15 protein-coding genes and 1 riboswitch are annotated in these 17,594 nt (G+C 69.7%); of the genes, 6 read left to right on the forward strand and 9 right to left on the reverse strand.

What is annotated here, in order from left to right; genetic code table 11:
- Positions 1-158 precede the first annotated feature (158 nt).
- Complete coding sequence (locus BMZ82_RS23885) at positions 159-1,784, forward strand: globin domain-containing protein (protein WP_177244630.1); 1,626 nt, start codon at positions 159-161, stop codon at positions 1,782-1,784.
- 45 nt (positions 1,785-1,829) lie between these two features.
- On the opposite strand, the gene BMZ82_RS23890 is transcribed toward BMZ82_RS23885, so the two are convergent.
- The 5 genes from BMZ82_RS23890 to BMZ82_RS23910 form a co-directional block, all read right to left on the reverse strand.
- Positions 1,830-2,312, reverse strand: a complete 483-nt coding sequence (locus tag BMZ82_RS23890; protein WP_093779085.1) for an NUDIX domain-containing protein — start codon at positions 2,310-2,312, stop codon at positions 1,830-1,832.
- A gap of 88 nt (positions 2,313-2,400) precedes the next feature.
- Positions 2,401-3,306, reverse strand: coding sequence for a LysR family transcriptional regulator (locus BMZ82_RS23895; RefSeq protein ID WP_093779087.1), 906 nt, complete (start codon positions 3,304-3,306; stop codon positions 2,401-2,403).
- A gap of 235 nt (positions 3,307-3,541) precedes the next feature.
- Complete coding sequence (locus tag BMZ82_RS23900; protein ID WP_093779089.1) at positions 3,542-4,699, reverse strand: cystathionine gamma-lyase; 1,158 nt, start codon at positions 4,697-4,699, stop codon at positions 3,542-3,544.
- Complete coding sequence (locus BMZ82_RS23905; RefSeq protein WP_093779091.1) at positions 4,696-5,187, reverse strand: low molecular weight protein-tyrosine-phosphatase; 492 nt, start codon at positions 5,185-5,187, stop codon at positions 4,696-4,698. The genes BMZ82_RS23900 and BMZ82_RS23905 overlap by 4 nt, the downstream gene beginning before the upstream one ends.
- A gap of 7 nt (positions 5,188-5,194) precedes the next feature.
- On the reverse strand, positions 5,195-5,572 hold the full coding sequence (locus tag BMZ82_RS23910) for a phage holin family protein (RefSeq protein WP_093779093.1): 378 nt from the start codon (positions 5,570-5,572) through the stop codon (positions 5,195-5,197).
- 58 nt (positions 5,573-5,630) lie between these two features.
- Between BMZ82_RS23910 and BMZ82_RS23915 the strand changes: the two genes are divergently transcribed.
- From BMZ82_RS23915 to BMZ82_RS23930, 4 genes are all read left to right on the forward strand, one after another.
- Positions 5,631-5,948 carry a cupin domain-containing protein gene (locus BMZ82_RS23915; RefSeq protein ID WP_093779095.1) on the forward strand — a complete coding sequence of 106 codons (318 nt, stop codon included), beginning with the start codon at positions 5,631-5,633 and terminating at the stop codon, positions 5,946-5,948.
- Between the two features lie 183 nt (positions 5,949-6,131).
- A complete protein-coding gene (locus BMZ82_RS23920) occupies positions 6,132-6,344 on the forward strand; it encodes a DUF5326 family protein (RefSeq protein WP_093779097.1) in 213 nt (70 codons plus the stop codon).
- A gap of 207 nt (positions 6,345-6,551) precedes the next feature.
- A complete protein-coding gene (locus BMZ82_RS23925; RefSeq protein WP_177244631.1) occupies positions 6,552-7,409 on the forward strand; it encodes an IclR family transcriptional regulator in 858 nt (285 codons plus the stop codon).
- Between the two features lie 100 nt (positions 7,410-7,509).
- On the forward strand, positions 7,510-7,956 hold the full coding sequence (locus BMZ82_RS23930) for an SsgA family sporulation/cell division regulator (RefSeq protein WP_093779099.1): 447 nt from the start codon (positions 7,510-7,512) through the stop codon (positions 7,954-7,956).
- A 222-nt stretch (positions 7,957-8,178) separates the two neighbouring features.
- Here BMZ82_RS23930 and BMZ82_RS23935 read toward each other — a convergent pair whose 3' ends face one another.
- Positions 8,179-9,441, reverse strand: coding sequence for a YibE/F family protein (locus BMZ82_RS23935; protein ID WP_371271295.1), 1,263 nt, complete (start codon positions 9,439-9,441; stop codon positions 8,179-8,181).
- A 920-nt stretch (positions 9,442-10,361) separates the two neighbouring features.
- Positions 10,362-10,551, forward strand: a riboswitch (TPP riboswitch).
- Between BMZ82_RS23935 and thiC the strand changes: the two genes are divergently transcribed.
- On the forward strand, positions 10,544-12,370 hold the full coding sequence (gene thiC / locus BMZ82_RS23940) for a phosphomethylpyrimidine synthase ThiC (RefSeq protein WP_093779101.1): 1,827 nt from the start codon (positions 10,544-10,546) through the stop codon (positions 12,368-12,370). Its footprint overlaps the riboswitch before it by 8 nt.
- 453 nt (positions 12,371-12,823) lie before the next feature.
- Here thiC and BMZ82_RS23945 read toward each other — a convergent pair whose 3' ends face one another.
- From BMZ82_RS23945 to BMZ82_RS23955, 3 genes are all read right to left on the reverse strand, one after another.
- Positions 12,824-13,699 carry a hypothetical protein gene (locus tag BMZ82_RS23945; protein ID WP_093779103.1) on the reverse strand — a complete coding sequence of 292 codons (876 nt, stop codon included), beginning with the start codon at positions 13,697-13,699 and terminating at the stop codon, positions 12,824-12,826.
- A gap of 192 nt (positions 13,700-13,891) precedes the next feature.
- Positions 13,892-14,983, reverse strand: coding sequence for a metallophosphoesterase (locus tag BMZ82_RS23950; protein WP_093779105.1), 1,092 nt, complete (start codon positions 14,981-14,983; stop codon positions 13,892-13,894).
- 1,264 nt (positions 14,984-16,247) lie between these two features.
- Positions 16,248-17,360 carry a LacI family DNA-binding transcriptional regulator gene (locus tag BMZ82_RS23955; RefSeq protein ID WP_093779107.1) on the reverse strand — a complete coding sequence of 371 codons (1,113 nt, stop codon included), beginning with the start codon at positions 17,358-17,360 and terminating at the stop codon, positions 16,248-16,250.
- Positions 17,361-17,594 lie beyond the last annotated feature (234 nt).

The following is a 17,594-nucleotide window of genomic DNA, read 5'->3' on the forward strand; positions in this document are numbered from 1 at the left end:
CACAGGATGGGATGCTGCGGTGGCGGAAACAGGGGTGGACCGCGGCTGTCTCGGCTGCGGAACCGAAGGGGAAAGCGAGCCGTCTGCGAGGTAAGCAGACACCTTCCGAGCTAGGAAGTGCGCAGACCGACCGAGAGATGTTCGAGGCGAGGCACACCATGGACGCTCCGACCACCAGGTCGGCCGACAACGGCAGGTCCGGCGGCGGGGACGGCTGGTTCGCGCCGCGCCACCAGCCGGAACCGGTTGCGGACGACGAGCAGGGGGCTTCAGGAGGCCGTCGTCTGGCCGCACTACGCCCGGTGGGCCGGAACACGGCAGACTCCCACGGCAACGCGCCCCAGGACGGCACCACGGGTGCCGGGACCCGAATACAGCCGGGCTCGCCGGCCCCCGCCCTGACGGCCGCCCCCGCGAGCTCACAGCCCCAGTCGCCCACCGGACCGCCGTCGCTCTTCGAAGCCCGGCAGCCGGCCGAGGCACCTACTTCCGTGGAGCCTCGACCCGCAGGCCGGCACCAGGCCCCCGCTCAACCCGAGGCCCCCGCCCAGCTCGAGGCTCCCGCCCAGCCGCAGGCGCCCGTGGAAGCGCGTCCGCCCGCGCAGCAGCCCATTGCCTCGCCCGCCCAGCATCTCGTGCCCGCCCAGCGGTCCGCGCCCGTCAAGGAAGCCTCGCCGGACGCCATCCTCATCCGGCGCACCATGGCCGAGGTGGCCCCGGTGGCCGACAAGGTCACGTCGTACTTCTACGCGATGCTCTTCGTCCGCCACCCCGATCTGCGGTCGCTCTTCCCGCCAGCGATGGACGCCCAGCGGGACCGGCTTCTCAAGGCGCTGCTCACCGCCGCCGAGCACATCGACAACACCCCGGTCCTCGTCGAGTACCTGCAGAACCTCGGCCGCGGTCACCGTAAGTACGGCACCCGGGCCGAGCACTATCCGGCCGTCGGCGAGTGCCTCATCGGGGCGCTGAGCAAGTACGCAGACTCCGCGTGGGACGCCGAGACGGAGGCGGCCTGGGTCCGGACCTACACCACGATCTCCCAGGTCATGATCGACGCGGCGGCTGTCGATGAGCTGCGCGCACCGGCCTGGTGGTACGCGGAGGTCGTCTCGCGCGACCTCAGAACCCCGGACGTCGCGATCCTGACCGTCCGCCCCAACCAGCCCTACCCGTTCCTGGCCGGGCAGTACACGAGCGTGGAGACGCCGTGGTGGCCGCGGATCTGGCGGCACTATTCGTTCGCCTCGGCACCGCGCTCCGACGGCCTGCTGACGTTCCACGTGAAGGCCGTCCCCGCTGGCTGGGTCTCCAATGCCCTGGTGCACCGCGCCCAGCCGGGCGACTTCATCCGGCTCGGGCCGCCGGCCGGGTCGATGACCGTCGATCACACCAGGGACAGCGGACTGCTCTGCCTGGGCGGCGGCACCGGCATAGCCCCCATCAAGGCGCTGGTCGAGGACATCGCCGAACACGGCGCACGCCGTCCGGTGGAGGTGTTCTACGGTGCCCGCAGCGACCACGCCCTGTACGACCTCGACACGTTGCTCGGACTCCAGCGGTCCCACCCCTGGCTGGAAGTCCGCCCGGTCGTCGACCGGCACGGTCTGCTTCAGTTGCCCGACGCGATACGTGCCTTCGGACCCTGGACCGGGTACGACGCCTATGTCTCCGGTCCGCCCGGCATGATCCGCAGCGGGGTGGACGTTCTGCGGGGCGTGGGCATCCCCTCGGAGCGCATACGCCACGACTCCGTCGAGGAACTCGTCGCCTCCGGGAGCTGACTCGCCGCCCCGTAGAACACTCCGGACCCGGACCGGACCGGGACGTCAGCCGAGGTCGGGAGCGTGCATGGCGCGGACGCCCTCGATGTTGCCGTCGAGGTAGTGCCGCAGTGACAGCGGTACCAGGTGGACGGAGGCGATCCCGACCCTGGTGAACGGCACGCGGACGATCTCGTACTCGCCGGCGGGTTCCTCGATCTCGGGGCCGTGCCGCTGGGCCGGGTCCATGGACTCCAGATGGCAGACGAAGAAGTGCTGCACTTTCACGCCGGTGGCGCCGCCGTCGTCGCCGATGTGCTCGACGGTGTCGACGAAGCAGGGCACCACGTCGGTGATCTTGGCGCCGAGCTCTTCGTGCACTTCACGGTGCAGGGCGTCCACGACGGTCGCATCATCAGGCTCGACTCCGCCACCGGGCGTCACCCAGTAGGGATCCACACCGGGCTTGGTGCGCTTGATCAGGATCAGGTTGTCGCCGTCCAGCAGAACGGCTCGTGCGGTGCGCTTGACCACGGGTCGGACGGTCATGGGAGAAATGTGGCCCGGTTGGTTCCACGTGAAACATCGCGAGATGTCACCGGATGAGCTCATGCCGTGACATCGCCCCGGAATCGGGTCAGCACCAGTCGCCGGCTGCTCCCAGCAACCAGTCGTGGGCTCGTGCGACATGCGGCATCGCCAGTGTTCCGGTGCGCACCACCAGGACGTACGTCCGCAGTGGCGGCACTGCGGGCTCATACAGGGTGACGACGTCTCCGCGCTCGAGGGCGGCCGCGCACAGATAGCGGGGCAGGACGGCCAGACCGGCGCCCGCGACCGTGCAGGCGAGCACCGCGCGCAGGTCGGGGACGATCACGATGCCCGAGGCGGCGGGGCGGGAGTCGAAGACGGAGGCCCAGTAGCGGGAGACCAGGGGCAGCGACTCGTGGACCTCGACGACAGGGAGGTTCTCCAGCGCGGACGCCCTCTTGCGGCACACCTCCCCGGCGTCGATCCGCTCGTCCCACTGCGGGGCGGCGACCAGGACGTGCTCCTCGTCGCACAGCGGAGTGGCCGTGAGCAGCGCTCCGCGCGGCCGAGCCGTACTGATGGCGAGGTCGTGGTGTCCGGCGGCCAGGCCCTCCAGAACCTCCTCGGCGTTTCCGAAGGAGGCGCGGAGGCCGAAACCCTGCCCGTCGTCGCCGGACAGTTCGGCGAGCGCCGGAAGAGCCCGCTCGGCGATGAACTCGGGGGGACCGGCGAGATGCAGCGTCCGCACGGCGGATTCGTCGTCGAGGCCGGTCTCGGCGATCTCCACCAGGGCGTCGAGATGAGGGGCGGCCTTGTGGGCGAGCTCGTCCCCGATGCTCGTCGGCGTCACGCCGCGGGCCTGGCGCAGGAACAGGGGGCGGCCCAGTTGCCGTTCCAGCGTACGGATCTGGGAGGTGACGGCCGGTTGGGACAGACCCAGCAGAGCGGCGGCGCGGGTGAAGGAGCCGGCCCGGTGCACGGTCACAAACGTGCGCAGCAAGGCCAGATCCATGGAGCGTCCTCCCTCCTCCCTCTTCCCTGCCTTCCTCCGGCTGCGAGGAAGGGACCAACTATAAATAAGTCGATAGGTCTCTGTCGCTCCAGTGATTGGACACTGACACAGAGTCAACTAGCCTTGTGCGCGCGGTTCTTCGCGCACGGAACCGAGGACGGTCCGAGCCACGAGGGGGGAGGCTCGGACCGTCCGTTGTACTGAGCGGGACCTCGTCGAGGTGTGCGTAAGCCGGTCACCGCCCAGACTCCTCCAGCGCCCGCAGCACATCCGTCACCAGGTCCTCGGGATCCTCGGCACCGACGGAGAGCCGGATGAAGCCCTCCGGCACCGCGTCCCCGCCCCAGCGCCCGCGCCGCTCCGCGGTGGAGCGCACTCCGCCGAAGCTCGTCGCGTCGTTCACGAGGCGCAGTGCCTCGAGAAAACGCTCGGCCCGCGCGCGCGTGGGCAACGTGAAGGAGACCACGCACCCATAGCGCCGCATCTGCTGCGAGGCGACCTTGTGGGAAGGGTCGGAGGGCAGCCCCGGGTAGCGCAGCCCGCTCACTTCGGGCCTCCCCCGCAGCGCCTCGGCCACGGCCAGGGCGCTGGAGTTCTGCCGGTCGACGCGCAACTGCAGGGTGGCGATCGACCGGTGCGCGAGCCAGGCCTCCATGGGTCCGGGGATGGCCCCGACGATCTTCCGCCAGCGCCGTACCGCCGTCATCGGTTCGCCGGCGCGCCCGGTGACGTAGCCGAGGAGGACGTCACCGTGCCCCGTGAGCTGCTTGGTGCCGCTGGCCACCGAGAAGTCGGCGCCGAGCTCCAGCGGACGCTGCCCGAGCGGGGTGGCGAGCGTGTTGTCGACGGCCACGAGCGCGCCACGCGCGTGTGCCGCCTCGACGAGCCGCCGGATGTCGCACACGTCGAGCCCGGGGTTGGACGGGGACTCGATCCACAGCAGCTTCACGCCGTCGAGGACGTCGAGTTGGGCGTCGTCGGCGGTCGGCGCGGTGCGCACCTCGATGCCGTACGCCTCCAACTGCGCACGCACCAGGGGGAGCGCCTGGTAGCCGTCGTCGGGCAGCACGACGGTGTCTCCGGCCCGCAGTTGAGAGAAGAGGACCGACGAGATCGCAGCCATGCCGGAGGCGAAGACGAGCGTCTCCACGCCGTCCTGCCCCGGCGCTTCGAGCTCGCCGATGGCGCGCTCCAGATGAGTCCAGGTCGGGTTCTCGTCACGGCCGTAGGTGTAGGGGCCCGTGGGCTCGCCGGGCAGGTGGAAGTGCGCCGCGAACACCGGGCCGGGGAGGGTCGGCTCGTGCTTCACCGGCTCGGGCAGCCCGGCCCGCACCGCGCGCGTGCCCTCGCCCGAGCCGGTGGGACGTCTTCCGTCCGTGGCGGAATCGTTCATGCAAGGTGTCCTTCCACGTCGTCACGTACTGCGGCGAGCAGACCTGCGCTCGCTTTCTCCACCATCTCAAGGCACTCCTGGAAGCCGGCCCGGCCCCCGTAGTAGGGGTCGGGGACGTCGAGGTCGTCGGGGGCCGCGGGGTCGAAAGAGCGCAGCAGCCGGACCTTCGCCGCGTCCTCCTGGGTGGGTGCGAGGAGGCGCAGGGCCTTGAAATGGCCGGAGTCCAGGGCGATCACGAGGTCGAGGCGGGCGAACCAGGACGGTTCGAAGCGCCGGGCCGTGTGGTCGAGTGCGTATCCGTGCCGCTCCAGGACGGAGAGGGTGCGCGGATCGGCGTTCTCGCCCTCGTGCCAGTCGCCCGTGCCGGCGCTGTCGACCTCCACCAGCCCGTCGAGGCCGGCGTCCGCCACACGCGCGCGGAAGACCGACTCGGCCATCGGCGAGCGGCAGATGTTGCCCGTGCAGACGAAACAGACGCGGTAGGTCATCGCGGACTCAGTCCCCGTCGGGCAGGACGACGTTGAGCGCCCAGGAGACGACGGAGATGATCAGGCCACCCAGGACCGCGGTCCAGAAACCCTCGACGTGGAAGCTGAGGTCGAACTTGTCGGCCAGCCACGAGGTCAGCAGCAGCATCAAGGCGTTGACCACCAGGGTGATCAGACCGAGCGTGAGGATGAACAGGGGAAAGGTCAGCACCTTCACAATCGGCTTCACCAGGAAGTTCACCAGGCCGAAGAGCAGTGCGACGACGATAAGGGTGCCGATCTTCTTGCCCGTGCTGTCACCGGTCAGGGTGATCTTGTCGAGCAGCCAGACGGCGACCGCCAGGGCGCCTGCGTTGGCGATCGTCTTGACTACGAAATTCTTCATGTGTCTGATCGTGGCAGAGAGATCGCAAACGAGCACCGGACGAGGGCGGACAAGATAGATGAAGGCATTCCGGTTGGATGAGCTGGAGGCGGAGCGAGCCGCCAACGACGGTGCCTACCTGCAGTTTCTGCGTGAGCGGAACATGTCCGTCGGGCTGTACGCGCTCGACGCGGGCACGCATGATCCACAGAACCCGCACAACCAGGACGAGGTGTACTTCGTCGTGAGCGGGCGCGCCTCGATCACCGTCGGGATGGAGACCACGCAGGTGGCGCGCGGCAGCGTGGTGTACGTCCCGGCCGGCGTCGCCCACAAGTTCCACCACATCAGCGAGGATCTCCGGGTCATGGTGGTGTTCTCGCCGCCCGAGGGCTGAGCTTCTCCGCCTCGCAGCCGATGCCTGGTCTCAGGGTTCCCTAGGGGATCGGTCAGGGGAGGACAAGGGGTGCGAGGCCCCCGCCGGCACCCTCTTCGGACCTAGCATCGACGGCAGGACATCGAAAGGCTCCGGCCCGACAGGGGTGCCGGACCTCGACCGAAGAGGATGAGGGCAAGGGCGATGCGAGAGATCTTTACGGGACTGCCGTGGTGGGTGAAGTGGGTCGCGGTGCCGGTCATCGCATTGGTCGTGTTCGGCGGGCTGATAGCCAGCGTCGTCGGGTTCGTGATCGGCCTGCTCTTCAAGCTGCTGGTCTTCGTGGCGCTGGTCGGCGGACTGATCTACGTCGTACGGAAGTTCACGTCGAGTTCGTCGTCGCGCAGCGACTGGTGAGCCGTCCGGGAAGCCGGTGATCGGTAACAGGAATCACCGGTTCCCTCGGCCGGGGGAAGTTTCCGTGACAGCCCGTCTGTAAGCGGTGGCGGACGGTTAAAGTCCGGAATTCGACGCGGGGAAGAACCCCGCGCGCGGCGTACACCCCCCTCCCGTGTTCCCCCGCACGGACCGCCCCCTCGCGCTTCGGGAGTGACCCCCTTGGCCATGGTTGACACCGCATCCGCGCAGCCGTACGCACCTCCCGCCCGGCCGCGCTCCTCCGCACCCCCGCTCCAGCGCCCGCCGGGCACCGCAGCCCCCGAGCATCCGCACTCCGCGGCCACCCTGATCGGCTCCGTCCAGCGCGCGATGCGCCTGCTGGAATCCGTCGCCGAGCACGAGTACGGGGCTCCGGCCAAACAACTCGCTCGCGAGACCGGCCTCGCCCTGCCCACGGCCTACCACTTGCTGCGCACCCTTGTGCACGAGGGCTATCTGCGACGGGACAAGGGGCTGTTCTTCCTCGGCGAGGCGGCCGAGCGGCTCGGCAGCAGCGGGGCGGCGCAGAAACGTCGCAGCACGGTCGCCGACACTCTCGCCCAGTGGCGCGATTCGATCGGTGTCCCCATGTACTACGCGCAGTACCGCGACGGCGAGATCGAGATCATGTGCGTCTCCGACACCCCGGGCAACCCGGCGGTGGAGGAGTGGGCCGACTTCCGCGAGACCGGACACGCACACGCCATCGGTCAGTGTCTGCTCTCCCAACTGGACGAGGACGCCCGCCGCGACCACCTGGACCGCTATCCGGCGCAGTCGGTCACCCCGTACACCGTGCGCGACAACCACACTCTGCTGCGGCGCCTGGAGCGGATGCGGCGCATGGAGCCGGTCGTCGAACGGCAGCAGTACGCGCTGGGCACGGTGTGCGCCGCGATCCCGATCACCGTGGGCACCACTGCGGCGACGATGGCGATCTCCCTCCCCTCCCATCACGCCGACCGGCTGCTCCCGGCGGTCCGGCAACTCCAGGACGAGGTGGGGCGGCTGCTGGGCTCGCTGGCGATCTCTATCAGTATCTGAAAACTCACTCCTTGTGATCTGTCGTGTACGTTCAGCAAGATGCCTCCAGTGTCAGAAGGTTGATTCTCGGCCAGTCGACAGCAAGTGACGGGGTAAGGCGATGCGCGAGTCCGTACAGGCAGTACAGGCAGAGGTCATGATGAGCTTCCTCGTGTCCGAGGAACTCTCGTTCCGCATCCCGGTGGAGTTGGGCTACGAGGCGTGCGATCCGTATGCCGTGCGGCTCACCTTCCATCTGCCCGGTGACGCCCCGGTGACCTGGGCCTTCGGGCGTGAGCTGCTCATCGACGGGGTGGGCAGAGCATGCGGTGAAGGGGACGTCCGTGTCTCGCCCGTCGATCCCGAAGTGCTGGGAGAGGTGTTGATCCGGCTTCAGGTCGGCGGCGACCAGGCTCTGTTCCGCTCCTCGGCGGGTCCGCTCGTGGCGTTCCTCGACCGCACCGACAAGCTGGTCCCGCTGGGCCAGGAGGGTGCGCTCGCCGACTTCGACGCGCATTTGGACGAGGCCTTGGACCGGATCCTGGCGGAGGAGCAGAGCGCCGGCTGACGGGGCGGCAGCCTGGGGGTGACGGAACGCTTTCGTCACGGGTGGGGCCGTGCAGGAACGCTTCTTCTGAGGCGGTGCGGGCGCTCGGACGGGGCCTTCTCGGGGCTCCTCAGGTTCGAGCGTCTCGCGCGTCCCATGCTTCTCAGTTCCTCTCCCGAGGGGAGAGGAACTGGGCGGGCGCTCGAGTCGGCCGGTGCTTCCGGCTCTCGGGCGCTTCTCGCCTCAGCGCTTGCGTCGCCTGCCCCGGCCGCCCCGAGCCTGGGCGGGACCCGCGGCACCCGCGGCCGCCGCTCCTGCCGGAGCCCCCGGAGCCCCCGGAGTCGTCTCCGGGACCGCCGCGGGGGCCGTTTCGCGGCTCGGCCGGTCGGCGGCGACCACGAGGGCGGCCAGGGCCGTTGTGACGGGCACGGAGGCGACCAGGCCGATCGAGCCCACCAGGGTGCGCACGATCTCCTCGGCGACCAACTCACTGTTGGCGACGCCGCCCACACTGCTCTGCGCGATCGAGAAGAGCAGCAGCAGCGGCAGGGCGGCACCGGCGTAGGCGAGGACGAGCGTGTTCACCACGGACGCGATGTGGTCGCGGCCGATGCGGATGCCCGCCCGGTACAGCCCGCGCCAGCCCATCGACGGGTTGGCCTCGTGGAGCTCCCAGACTGCCGACGTCTGGGTGACCGTCACGTCGTCGAGCACACCGAGGGAGCCGATGATGATGCCGGCGAGCAGCAGACCGCTCATGTCGATCGCCGGGTACAGCCCGTGGATCAGGCCGGTGCTGTCGTCCGTGTTGCCGGTCAGCGCGGCCCAGTCGATGAACACCGAACCGAGGATGCCGATCAGCACCAGTGAGATGAGCGTGCCCAGCACTGCGACGGAGGTGCGGGCCGAGAGACCGTGACAGAGATAGAGCGCGATCAGCATGATGGCGCTCGCCCCCACCACTGCCACGACCAGCGGGTTCGACCCTTGCAGGATCGCGGGCAGGACGAAGAAGTTCAGCAGCAGGAAGCTGATGGCCAGCGCGACCAGCGCCATGACGCCCCGAAGTCGCCCGACGACCACGACGGCGACCGCGAAGATGAGGGCGAGCACCGTCATCGGGACACGACGGTTCACGTCGGTGACCGAGTACTGCAGGTCCTTCGGCGCGGAGGGCTCGTAGGCGACCACGACCTTCTCGCCCTGGTCCAACTGTCGTGACTGGTCCGGCTGGACGATCTCGGTGAACGTCCGGCCCTTGTCCTTGCCGGTGTCCACGCGGATCGTGGCCTTCTTGCAGGTACCGTTCGCCTGCTGCTGCGCGGAGGAGCCCTCGGCTGTGGAAGTGTCGCCCGTCGGGGTCTCGCTCGAGGCGTTCACCGATGCACAGCTCACGCTCACGACCTTGGTGACCGTGGCCTGCTGGGTCTGCCGGTCGAAGCCGACGCCGGTGCGCTCGTGCGCCGGTGCGCCGTTGGGCCACAGCACCACGAGCCCGACCACCACAGCCGCGGCGAACGGGATGAGGATGGCCGCGATGACCTTGCGCAGGTGCTGGGAGACGGGGGCCGCCGGGCCGTGACTGTGGCTGTGCGAATGCCCGTGCCCACCACTGGAACCGGGGCCGCCCTGCCCACTCCCGGATCCCGGTCCGTGACCATCGCCGGAGCCCGTTCCATGACCGTGACTGTCGCCGGGACCGTGACCATGCCCGTCGCCGTGGCCATGTGCGTGGCCTTCGCTGTGCCCCTCGCCGTGTCCCTCGTCGGGGCCGTTGCCAGAGCGGTTCCCTGGGCCGGTGCGGGGGCCGTTCCGAGAGTCGCCGCCATGACCACCGTCGTGGCGTTGCCCGTGACCGTGGTCGCCGTGGTCAGGGCCGTATCCGGTGCCGGGTCCATGGCCAGCACCGTGACCGGGTCCGGGTACAGCACCGTGTCCAGGCCTAGGTCCAGGTCCGGGTACAGGCCCAGGCCCAGGTCCGGGGCCGTATCCGGGTTGGTAGCCGTTCCCGTTCCCGTTCCCGAGTGCTTGGCCGGGGCCTCCGCCGGAGCCCGGTCCCTGGCCGCTGGGTGCCCCACGGCGTCGTAGACCGCCCAGGCCTCCGGCGTATCCCGGCCTGTGATCGGGGGTTTGGCCGTGATCACGCCCGCGATCGTGGCCGTTGCTGAAATCGCGACCGTTCCCCGGCTCGCCGTGGCCGCCGCCGGGCCCCCCTCCGGAGCCGCCACCAGGGCTGCTTCCGGAACCGCCATCGGAACCCGCTCCGGGGCCGGGGCCATTGCCGGGGTCGTTTCCGGAGCCCGGCCGGCGGGGCGGCTCTGGGGGCGGGTACGGGGGTTGGTGTGTCGTGGTCACCGACCGATCATCGCAAGAACGGCAGGGGCCCTCTGTTCACCGCGCCCGAATTGACGCTAGCGTGGAGGCACCTTTGCACACGCGGGAGCTCGGAGCACCGGGCTGAGAGGGCGCTGACCTCCGTCTTCGCGATGTTTCACGTGGAACGTCTCTCGAATCGAGTGATGTTTCACATGAAACGTCGGCAGACGGTAGCCGCTGCGTCGACCGCCGAACCTGTTACCGGGTAATGCCGGCGTAGGGAGTAGGTCTCATGACCAACAAGGACGTACGCACGCCTGCCTTCACGCAGAACGCGACCAGCGGAAACGTGGTCGACGGGAGCGATTCGGAGGCTGGGAAGTCCATCGGCTGGCACAAGGGGTACGTCGAGGGCGCTCGCCCCGATCTACGGGTGCCGGTTCGTCAGGTGCACCTCACCAACGGGCAGTCGGTCACGCTGTACGACACCTCCGGCCCGTACACCGATCCGCTCGTCGACACCGACGTCCGCCGGGGGCTGTTGCCGCTGCGCGAGAACTGGATCATCGCTCGCGGGGACACCGAGGAGTACGCGGGCCGCCCTGCCCGTCCCGAGGACGACGGCCTCAAGCACACCTCGCCGCGCGGTGGTCTGCGCAACCTCGACGCGGTCTTTCCGGGGCGGCCGCGCCTGCCGCGTCGCAGCAGGGACGGCGCGGCGGTCACCCAGCTCGCGTATGCGCGCCGGGGGGAGATCACGCCCGAGATGGAGTTCGTGGCCATCCGAGAGAACGTTTCTCCCGAGGTGGTGCGTGAGGAGATCGCGGCGGGCCGCGCGGTGTTGCCGGTCAACGTCAACCATCCGGAGATCGAGCCGATGATCATCGGCAAGCGGTTCCTGGTGAAGGTCAACGCCAACATCGGCAACTCGGCGGTGACGTCCTCCATCGAGGAGGAGGTCGAGAAGATGACCTGGGCGACCCGCTGGGGCGCCGACACGGTCATGGACCTGTCCACCGGCCGCAACATCCACACCACCCGCGAGTGGGTGCTGCGCAACTCCCCCGTCCCCATCGGCACGGTGCCGCTCTACCAGGCATTGGAGAAGGTGGACGGCCGCGCCGAGGAGCTCACCTGGGAGATCTACAAGGACACGGTCATCGAGCAGGCCGAGCAGGGCGTGGACTACATGACGGTCCACGCCGGTGTCCGTCTCGCGTATGTTCCGCTCACGGCCAACCGCAAGACCGGCATCGTCTCGCGCGGCGGTTCGATCATGGCCGCCTGGTGCCTCGCGCACCACAAGGAGTCGTTCCTCTACGAGAACTTCGAGGAACTCTGCGAGATCCTCGCCGCCTACGACGTCACGTACTCGCTGGGCGACGGGCTGCGGCCGGGTTCCATCGCGGACGCCAACGACGAGGCGCAGTTCGCGGAATTGAGGACACTCGGGGAACTCAACCGGATCGCGAAGCGTTTCCATGTACAGACGATGATCGAAGGCCCGGGACACGTCCCGATGCACAAGATCAAGGAGAACATCGACCTTCAGCAGGAGATCTGTGATGAAGCTCCGTTCTATACCCTCGGCCCGCTGACGACGGACGTCGCGCCGGCGTACGACCACATCACTTCCGGCATCGGTGCCGCGATGATCGCCTGGTGGGGCACGGCCATGCTCTGCTATGTCACGCCCAAGGAACACCTGGGCCTGCCCAACCGTGACGACGTCAAGACCGGCGTCATCACCTACAAGATCGCCGCCCACGCAGCCGACCTCGCCAAGGGGCACCCCGGTGCGCAGGAATGGGATGACGCGCTGTCCGACGCCCGCTTCGAGTTCCGCTGGGAGGACCAGTTCAACCTGGCCCTCGACCCGGACACGGCACGGGAGTTCCACGACGAGACACTCCCGGCGGAGCCGGCCAAGACGGCGCACTTCTGCTCGATGTGCGGGCCGAAGTTCTGCTCGATGAAGATCAGCCAGACCATCAACGAGCGGTTCGGTGGCGGGGTGGCCGACGGTGCCTCGGCGGAGGAGATCGCCGAGGGGATGTTGGAGAAGTCGAAGGAGTTCGCGGCGAGCGGGAACCGGGTGTACCTGCCGCTGGCTGACTGACCGACGTGCCTGGACGGCGCTGCCCCATCGGGCGGGGGCGGATGCCCGGGGGCGGCGCCGCTGAGGCGGCGTCGGTCGGGGGGAGAGGGAAAGGCGAGACGACGGTGTTTTGCGGTTGGGGGGACCGTGGAGTGTCTGAAGTGGCTGAAGACGACGGTGTTGGTCCGGTGGTCATTGTCTTGGCGGGACCGACTGGGCCGGCTGGGCTGGTGGGGTCGGCGGGGCGGTGACCTGGATGATGGCGATGCCGTGGGCGGCTGGGCCTGGCCCTCCGACGGTGCGGAGCGCCGGACGCGCCGGACGGTCATCGATCACGGGGCAGCACCGAGGAGCAGCCGTGGGCAGCAGGTGCAGCGCGGGTGCTGCACCAGGGCCGCCCAGGCGTACGGCTTGCGCTCCTCTCGGTGGGGCCGACGGGGTCGGCCGGGGTCGGTGGGCGCGCAAGCCGGGTGCCTATTCCGGCAGGTGTTCCGGGCCGCCGAAGTCCGGGCTGGTGTAGTCCGGGCTGCTGAAGCTCGGGCGTGGGCCTGTCGAACGGCCGTCGTCGGGGCTGCTGAAGCCTGGGCGGTCGTAGCCGATCTTCGGAAGGCGGCCGGTCGGGGCCGGTGGCGCCGGGTCGGTGTGCAGGACGGTGGCTGTGCCGGGGTCGGCGAGCGCCTCCCGGAGGAACGGCAGGATGCCGCGATGCAGCAGGGCCTCCCGCCAGGCTTCCTTGGCGCGGGAGACCTCCTCGCTCAGTTCGCCGTGCGGTTCGTCCTCCAGGGAGGGCCGGTTGCGCAGGGCGGCCAGCAGCAGGGCGACGGTGGCGACGAGGATCGCGGCCGCGGCCACCGCCCCGAACGCCCAGCCGGCGGTGAGCATCGTCCGGGCGAACGCCTGCCCGGGGTCGAGCACCCTGAGGATGTAGCCGACGAGCAGGAAGATCACCGCGGCGGTTCCGGCGAGAACGGGAGTGAGGACGGCGGCGACGGCACCCGCCCCGGCGGCCTCGGCGGCCTGGGCCGCTTCCCCCACGGTGGTGGCGAGCCCCATCGCGGCCGCGCCCGGCTCGGCGGAGCCGGTCTCGGACGTGGACGACGGGGTGGACGGCGCCGGGTGACGCAGTTCCTCTCGGACCTTCACGTAGTGCTGGTATTCGGACGCTGCGGCCACCGTGATGAGTGCGGAGGCGTTCAGCGCCATGGTGCGCAGTTGTTCGGCGTTGAGCCGCTGTCCGACAGCGGCCAGCTCCGGGTGGCGTGGTGCGGAGCGCAGCGCCTCGTCGAGGATCCGCTCGTACTCCTGGCGGTCCTCGCTGTGCAGGTGCTGCGGAACGCTGTTCATGTGCATCCCCCGATGCTCCGTAGGGCTTGGGGCTCGCATGCCAACGAGCCGTCGGGCAGAAACGGAGGGGAGCCTGCTACGGATAAGCCGATGGTAGAGCGGCGACGGCATGGGGTGACAGGGGGTTTGCCGAAATTGACCCCTGGCCTGCGGTGTCGCCCAGGTGTCCAGAGCGGGGCGCGAACGCCCCTGGAACGCTCAGATGTTCAGGGGCAGTTGCTGGACCAGCAGTTTTCCGGCCATCGTCACGCCGCCGTCCATCGCGATGGCCAGCCCGTCGGCGTAGACGTGCGGTCCTTCGACGAGCGGGCCGCCCTCGTCCTCGCCGTCCTCGGAGCCGACCTCGCCCAGCAGATAGGGAATCGGGCTGTGGCCGTGAACGATGCGGGTGCCCCCGTACGTATCGAGCAGGGAACGGACGGCGTCGGCTCCCCCTTCGTCCCGGAAGGAGAAGCGCTTGGTGAACTTGCGGAACAGGTCCCACACCTCGTCCGCGTCGTTGCGCGTGATCGTTTCGCGGACGGTGTCGTTGACCGCCTCGATCGAGTCGCCGTAGTCGAGGTAGGCGGTGGTGTCGGAGTGGACGAGCAGGTGGCCGTCGACCTCCTCGACGGCGTCGAGGCGGGCCATCCACTGCAGGTGGTGGTCCTGGAGACGGTCCATGTCGTACTTCTGGCCGCCGTTGAGCAGCCACGCCGCCTGGAAGGTGGCGGTGCCCGCCCCGGAGTTGACGGGGGTGTCGCCGAAGCGCTTGGCGCCGAGCAGCAGCAGTTCGTGGTTGCCCATCAGGGCCTTGCAGTATCCGCCGGCGGCGGCGGCCTCGGCGGACAGCCGCATCACGAGGTCGATGACGCCGATGCCGTCCGGGCCGCGGTCGGTGAAGTCGCCGAGGAACCACAGCCGGGCGGTGCCCGCGCTCCAGTTGCCTGCGGCGTCGATCAGGCCCTTCTCCTGCAGTGCGGCCACCAGTTCGTCGAGGTAGCCGTGTACGTCGCCGACGACGAACAGCGGACCCGGGCCGGCCGCGGGCACCGGGGCCGGCTGGACGGCCGCCGGGTCCACGACCACCTGGAGGGTGTCGCCGCGGCGGTTGATGACGGGCAGGTCGCGCTGGGTGGGCGTGTAGCCGTCCGGATGTTCCAGCGGCTCCTCGACGGGCGGCGCCGCGGCGCTGCCGGGGGGTGTGCCGTGGTCGTACGGACCGGTCTCGTGGACGTACGCGGGCACCCGGAAGTCGCGCAACGTCGCCGTCCGCTCCACCTCGGGTCCCTGACCGGCCCCCTGAGTCATCAGACCCCTCCACCATCGCGCCGCATCTGCACCCTTCGGGCTGCCTGGTCGCAGCGGCCCGCGGTGCCGTGCGCCCATCATAGGAATGCGGATCGTGCCGTGTGATGACCCAGGGGTGGTGAATCGGAGCAAGGGTCCAGTTCATCGCGGCTTTCGCCCCGATTGGGCAGGTCTTCTGCAGCCCACACTCACCCGGCACACACGGTGCCCACACCCTCATGTCACGCCTAGGGGGTAGCTCCGCCGGCTTGAACGGGGGACAGGGCCGGTTGAAGGACGGGGGAGTCTGGTGGTTCGGTGGAGGGGGTTCTGTGTCGGGTGGTGCGGCTGAGGGTGGGGTGTTTCGCCGGCGTCGTGACGGGGCCTGAGGTGGGGCTCTCCCGCGGCTGCGGCTGCCGTCCGCCAGCCGTGAGCGAGGTTGGGGCCTGGGCTTGGGTCGCCCGATGGCTGTGCTCCGTGCGCTGTTTCGGGAAGATCGGACGTCCCGGGGCCCGGCGGGAGAGCTGCCTTACGGCGTCCCGTACCGCTGAGCTGAAGGAACACGGGTGTCTCGCAGGTGGCGCCCTGGAGGCTGCCGGCACCCGAGATGCGTCGGGCGCCGTCGGAAACGCCCGTAAGTGCCTCTCGCTAACCTGCGTTGACGCGGGCGTGCCTCGTACCGAGCGGCAAGGTGAACCCGTCATCGTCTCCGCCGTCTGACACCTCGGCGTCCCGCGCGCTGCCGGTCTCCTGGACCCCGCCTTCCGGTGTTGCGCGGCAGTGCTTGATCAGGTGCGATGCCAAGGGGGCCGTCTCATCCCTGCACCCGCCCCCCCTCCGCACCCCTGCACCCGCCCCCGCACCCCTGCTCGCCGCCCGCTGCAGCCCGGCATCCTGCGGCCACTCCCGCGTCCTTTCAGCGCCTACCGTGCCCACCACGCAGCCCCCTCTCGATTCCCGCGCGCCTGACCCTCAGGACCGGCGCTGTGAGCCCGTTCAGGTACACCGGGGTCGGCTCATGGGTGCTTCGTGCTGCGTCCGTTCCCACCCGAGGGCCCGACACCGATGCCCCCGCAACCCGCGCGCGGCCCATCCGTACGCCTCCCCACCCAGGGCACCTCGCAGCCCTGCACCCCAGCCCCGCGGAGCACTCAGCCTCCCGACAACCCGCACTTCCCGAACCCGTCCCCCCGAACCTTCGCCCCCAGCCCAAACCATCCCCCAAACCTCAGCCGCCCCCTCCCCGCCCCCGCGTCAAGCGTGGGTCGGGGAGAGGGCGGCTGGGTTACTTCTCTTCGGGGGCTCGGGGTGGGCTGACCGTTGTTCGTGGTGGGCGGCGTTGGGACGACGTACGCACGATCAGTTCGGTCGGTATCACCTGCTCGACCGGTCGGTCGGTTTCCACGCCCTCGATCGCGTCGATGAGGAGTTGGACCACCGCCGTCCCGATGCGGCGCGGCTTCAGCGAGAGCGTGGTGACGGGCGGCTCGGTGTTGGCGTACACCATGGACTCGCTGCAGCAGACGATCAGCAGGTCCTCCGGGACGCGCAGCCCGTAGCGGCGGGCGGCGGCGAGGAGGTCGGTGCCGTTGGGGTCGAACAGGCCGTACACGGCGTCGGGGCGGTCGGGGCGGGCCAGCAGCCGGTCGGCGGCGATGGCGCCCGCGCACGGGTCGTGCGCGGGGTAGGCCTCGTAGACCGGGTCCTGGCCTACCCGCTCGCACCACCGCAGGTACGCGCTGGTCGACAGATGCGTGTACGTGTCCGTCGTGGTGCCCGTGAGCAGGCCGATGCGGCGGGCACCGGCGTCGGCCAGGTGGTCGAGGATGTCGAGGACTGCGGCCTCGTGGTCGTTGTCCACCCATGCGGTGACCGGGAGCGGGCCGGCCGGGCGGCCGTCGGAGACGACCGGTAAACCCTGCCGGACCAGCTCGCTGACCACCGGATCGTCGTCGGAGGGGTCGATGACGACCGTGCCGTCCAGGGCGACGTTCGACCACACGTCGTGGCGCGAGGTCGCGGGGAGGATGACGAGTGCGTAGCCGCGGGCGAGCGCGGCCGAGGTCGCGGCGCGCGCCATCTCCGCGAAGTACGCGAACTCGGTGAAGGTGAAAGGTTCATCCCCGTACGTGGTCACGGTCAGGCCGATGAGCCCTGACTTGCCCGTACGGAGGGTTCGGGCCGCCGCGGAGGGGCGGTAGCCCAGTCGGTCGGCGACCTCGCGGACATGGCGACGGGTGGCGTCCGGGAGCCTGCCCTTGCCGTTGAGGGCGTCGGAGACGGTCGTGATGGAGACTCCGGCGGCGGCGGCCACGTCCCTGATGCCCGCCCGGCCCGGCCGGCTGCCTCGGCGTGAGGTTTCCGCGCGGCTCACCTGGTGCTTCCCTGCTGCTGTCATGGCGAGCCGATAGTAGGGCTCATTCGGTGGGGTAGGGCGGACGCATATGCACGCGTTGACAGGCACGTTTCTGCAATGCTGCACAGTGGTAATTGTATTGGAAACAAAGGCAGTTGGCGGTTCTCATACCAAGATGTGGCGTGTCGGCACGGATGAGCCTGCCAAGGCACCGATGTTTCGAAGAGGTCTCAACTCACCTGCACGAGGGATGCGCGCCACGGCGTGAGCCACCGG

This window comes from Streptomyces sp. yr375 (assembly GCF_900110755.1).
Taxonomy (GTDB): Bacteria; Actinomycetota; Actinomycetes; order Streptomycetales; family Streptomycetaceae; genus Streptomyces.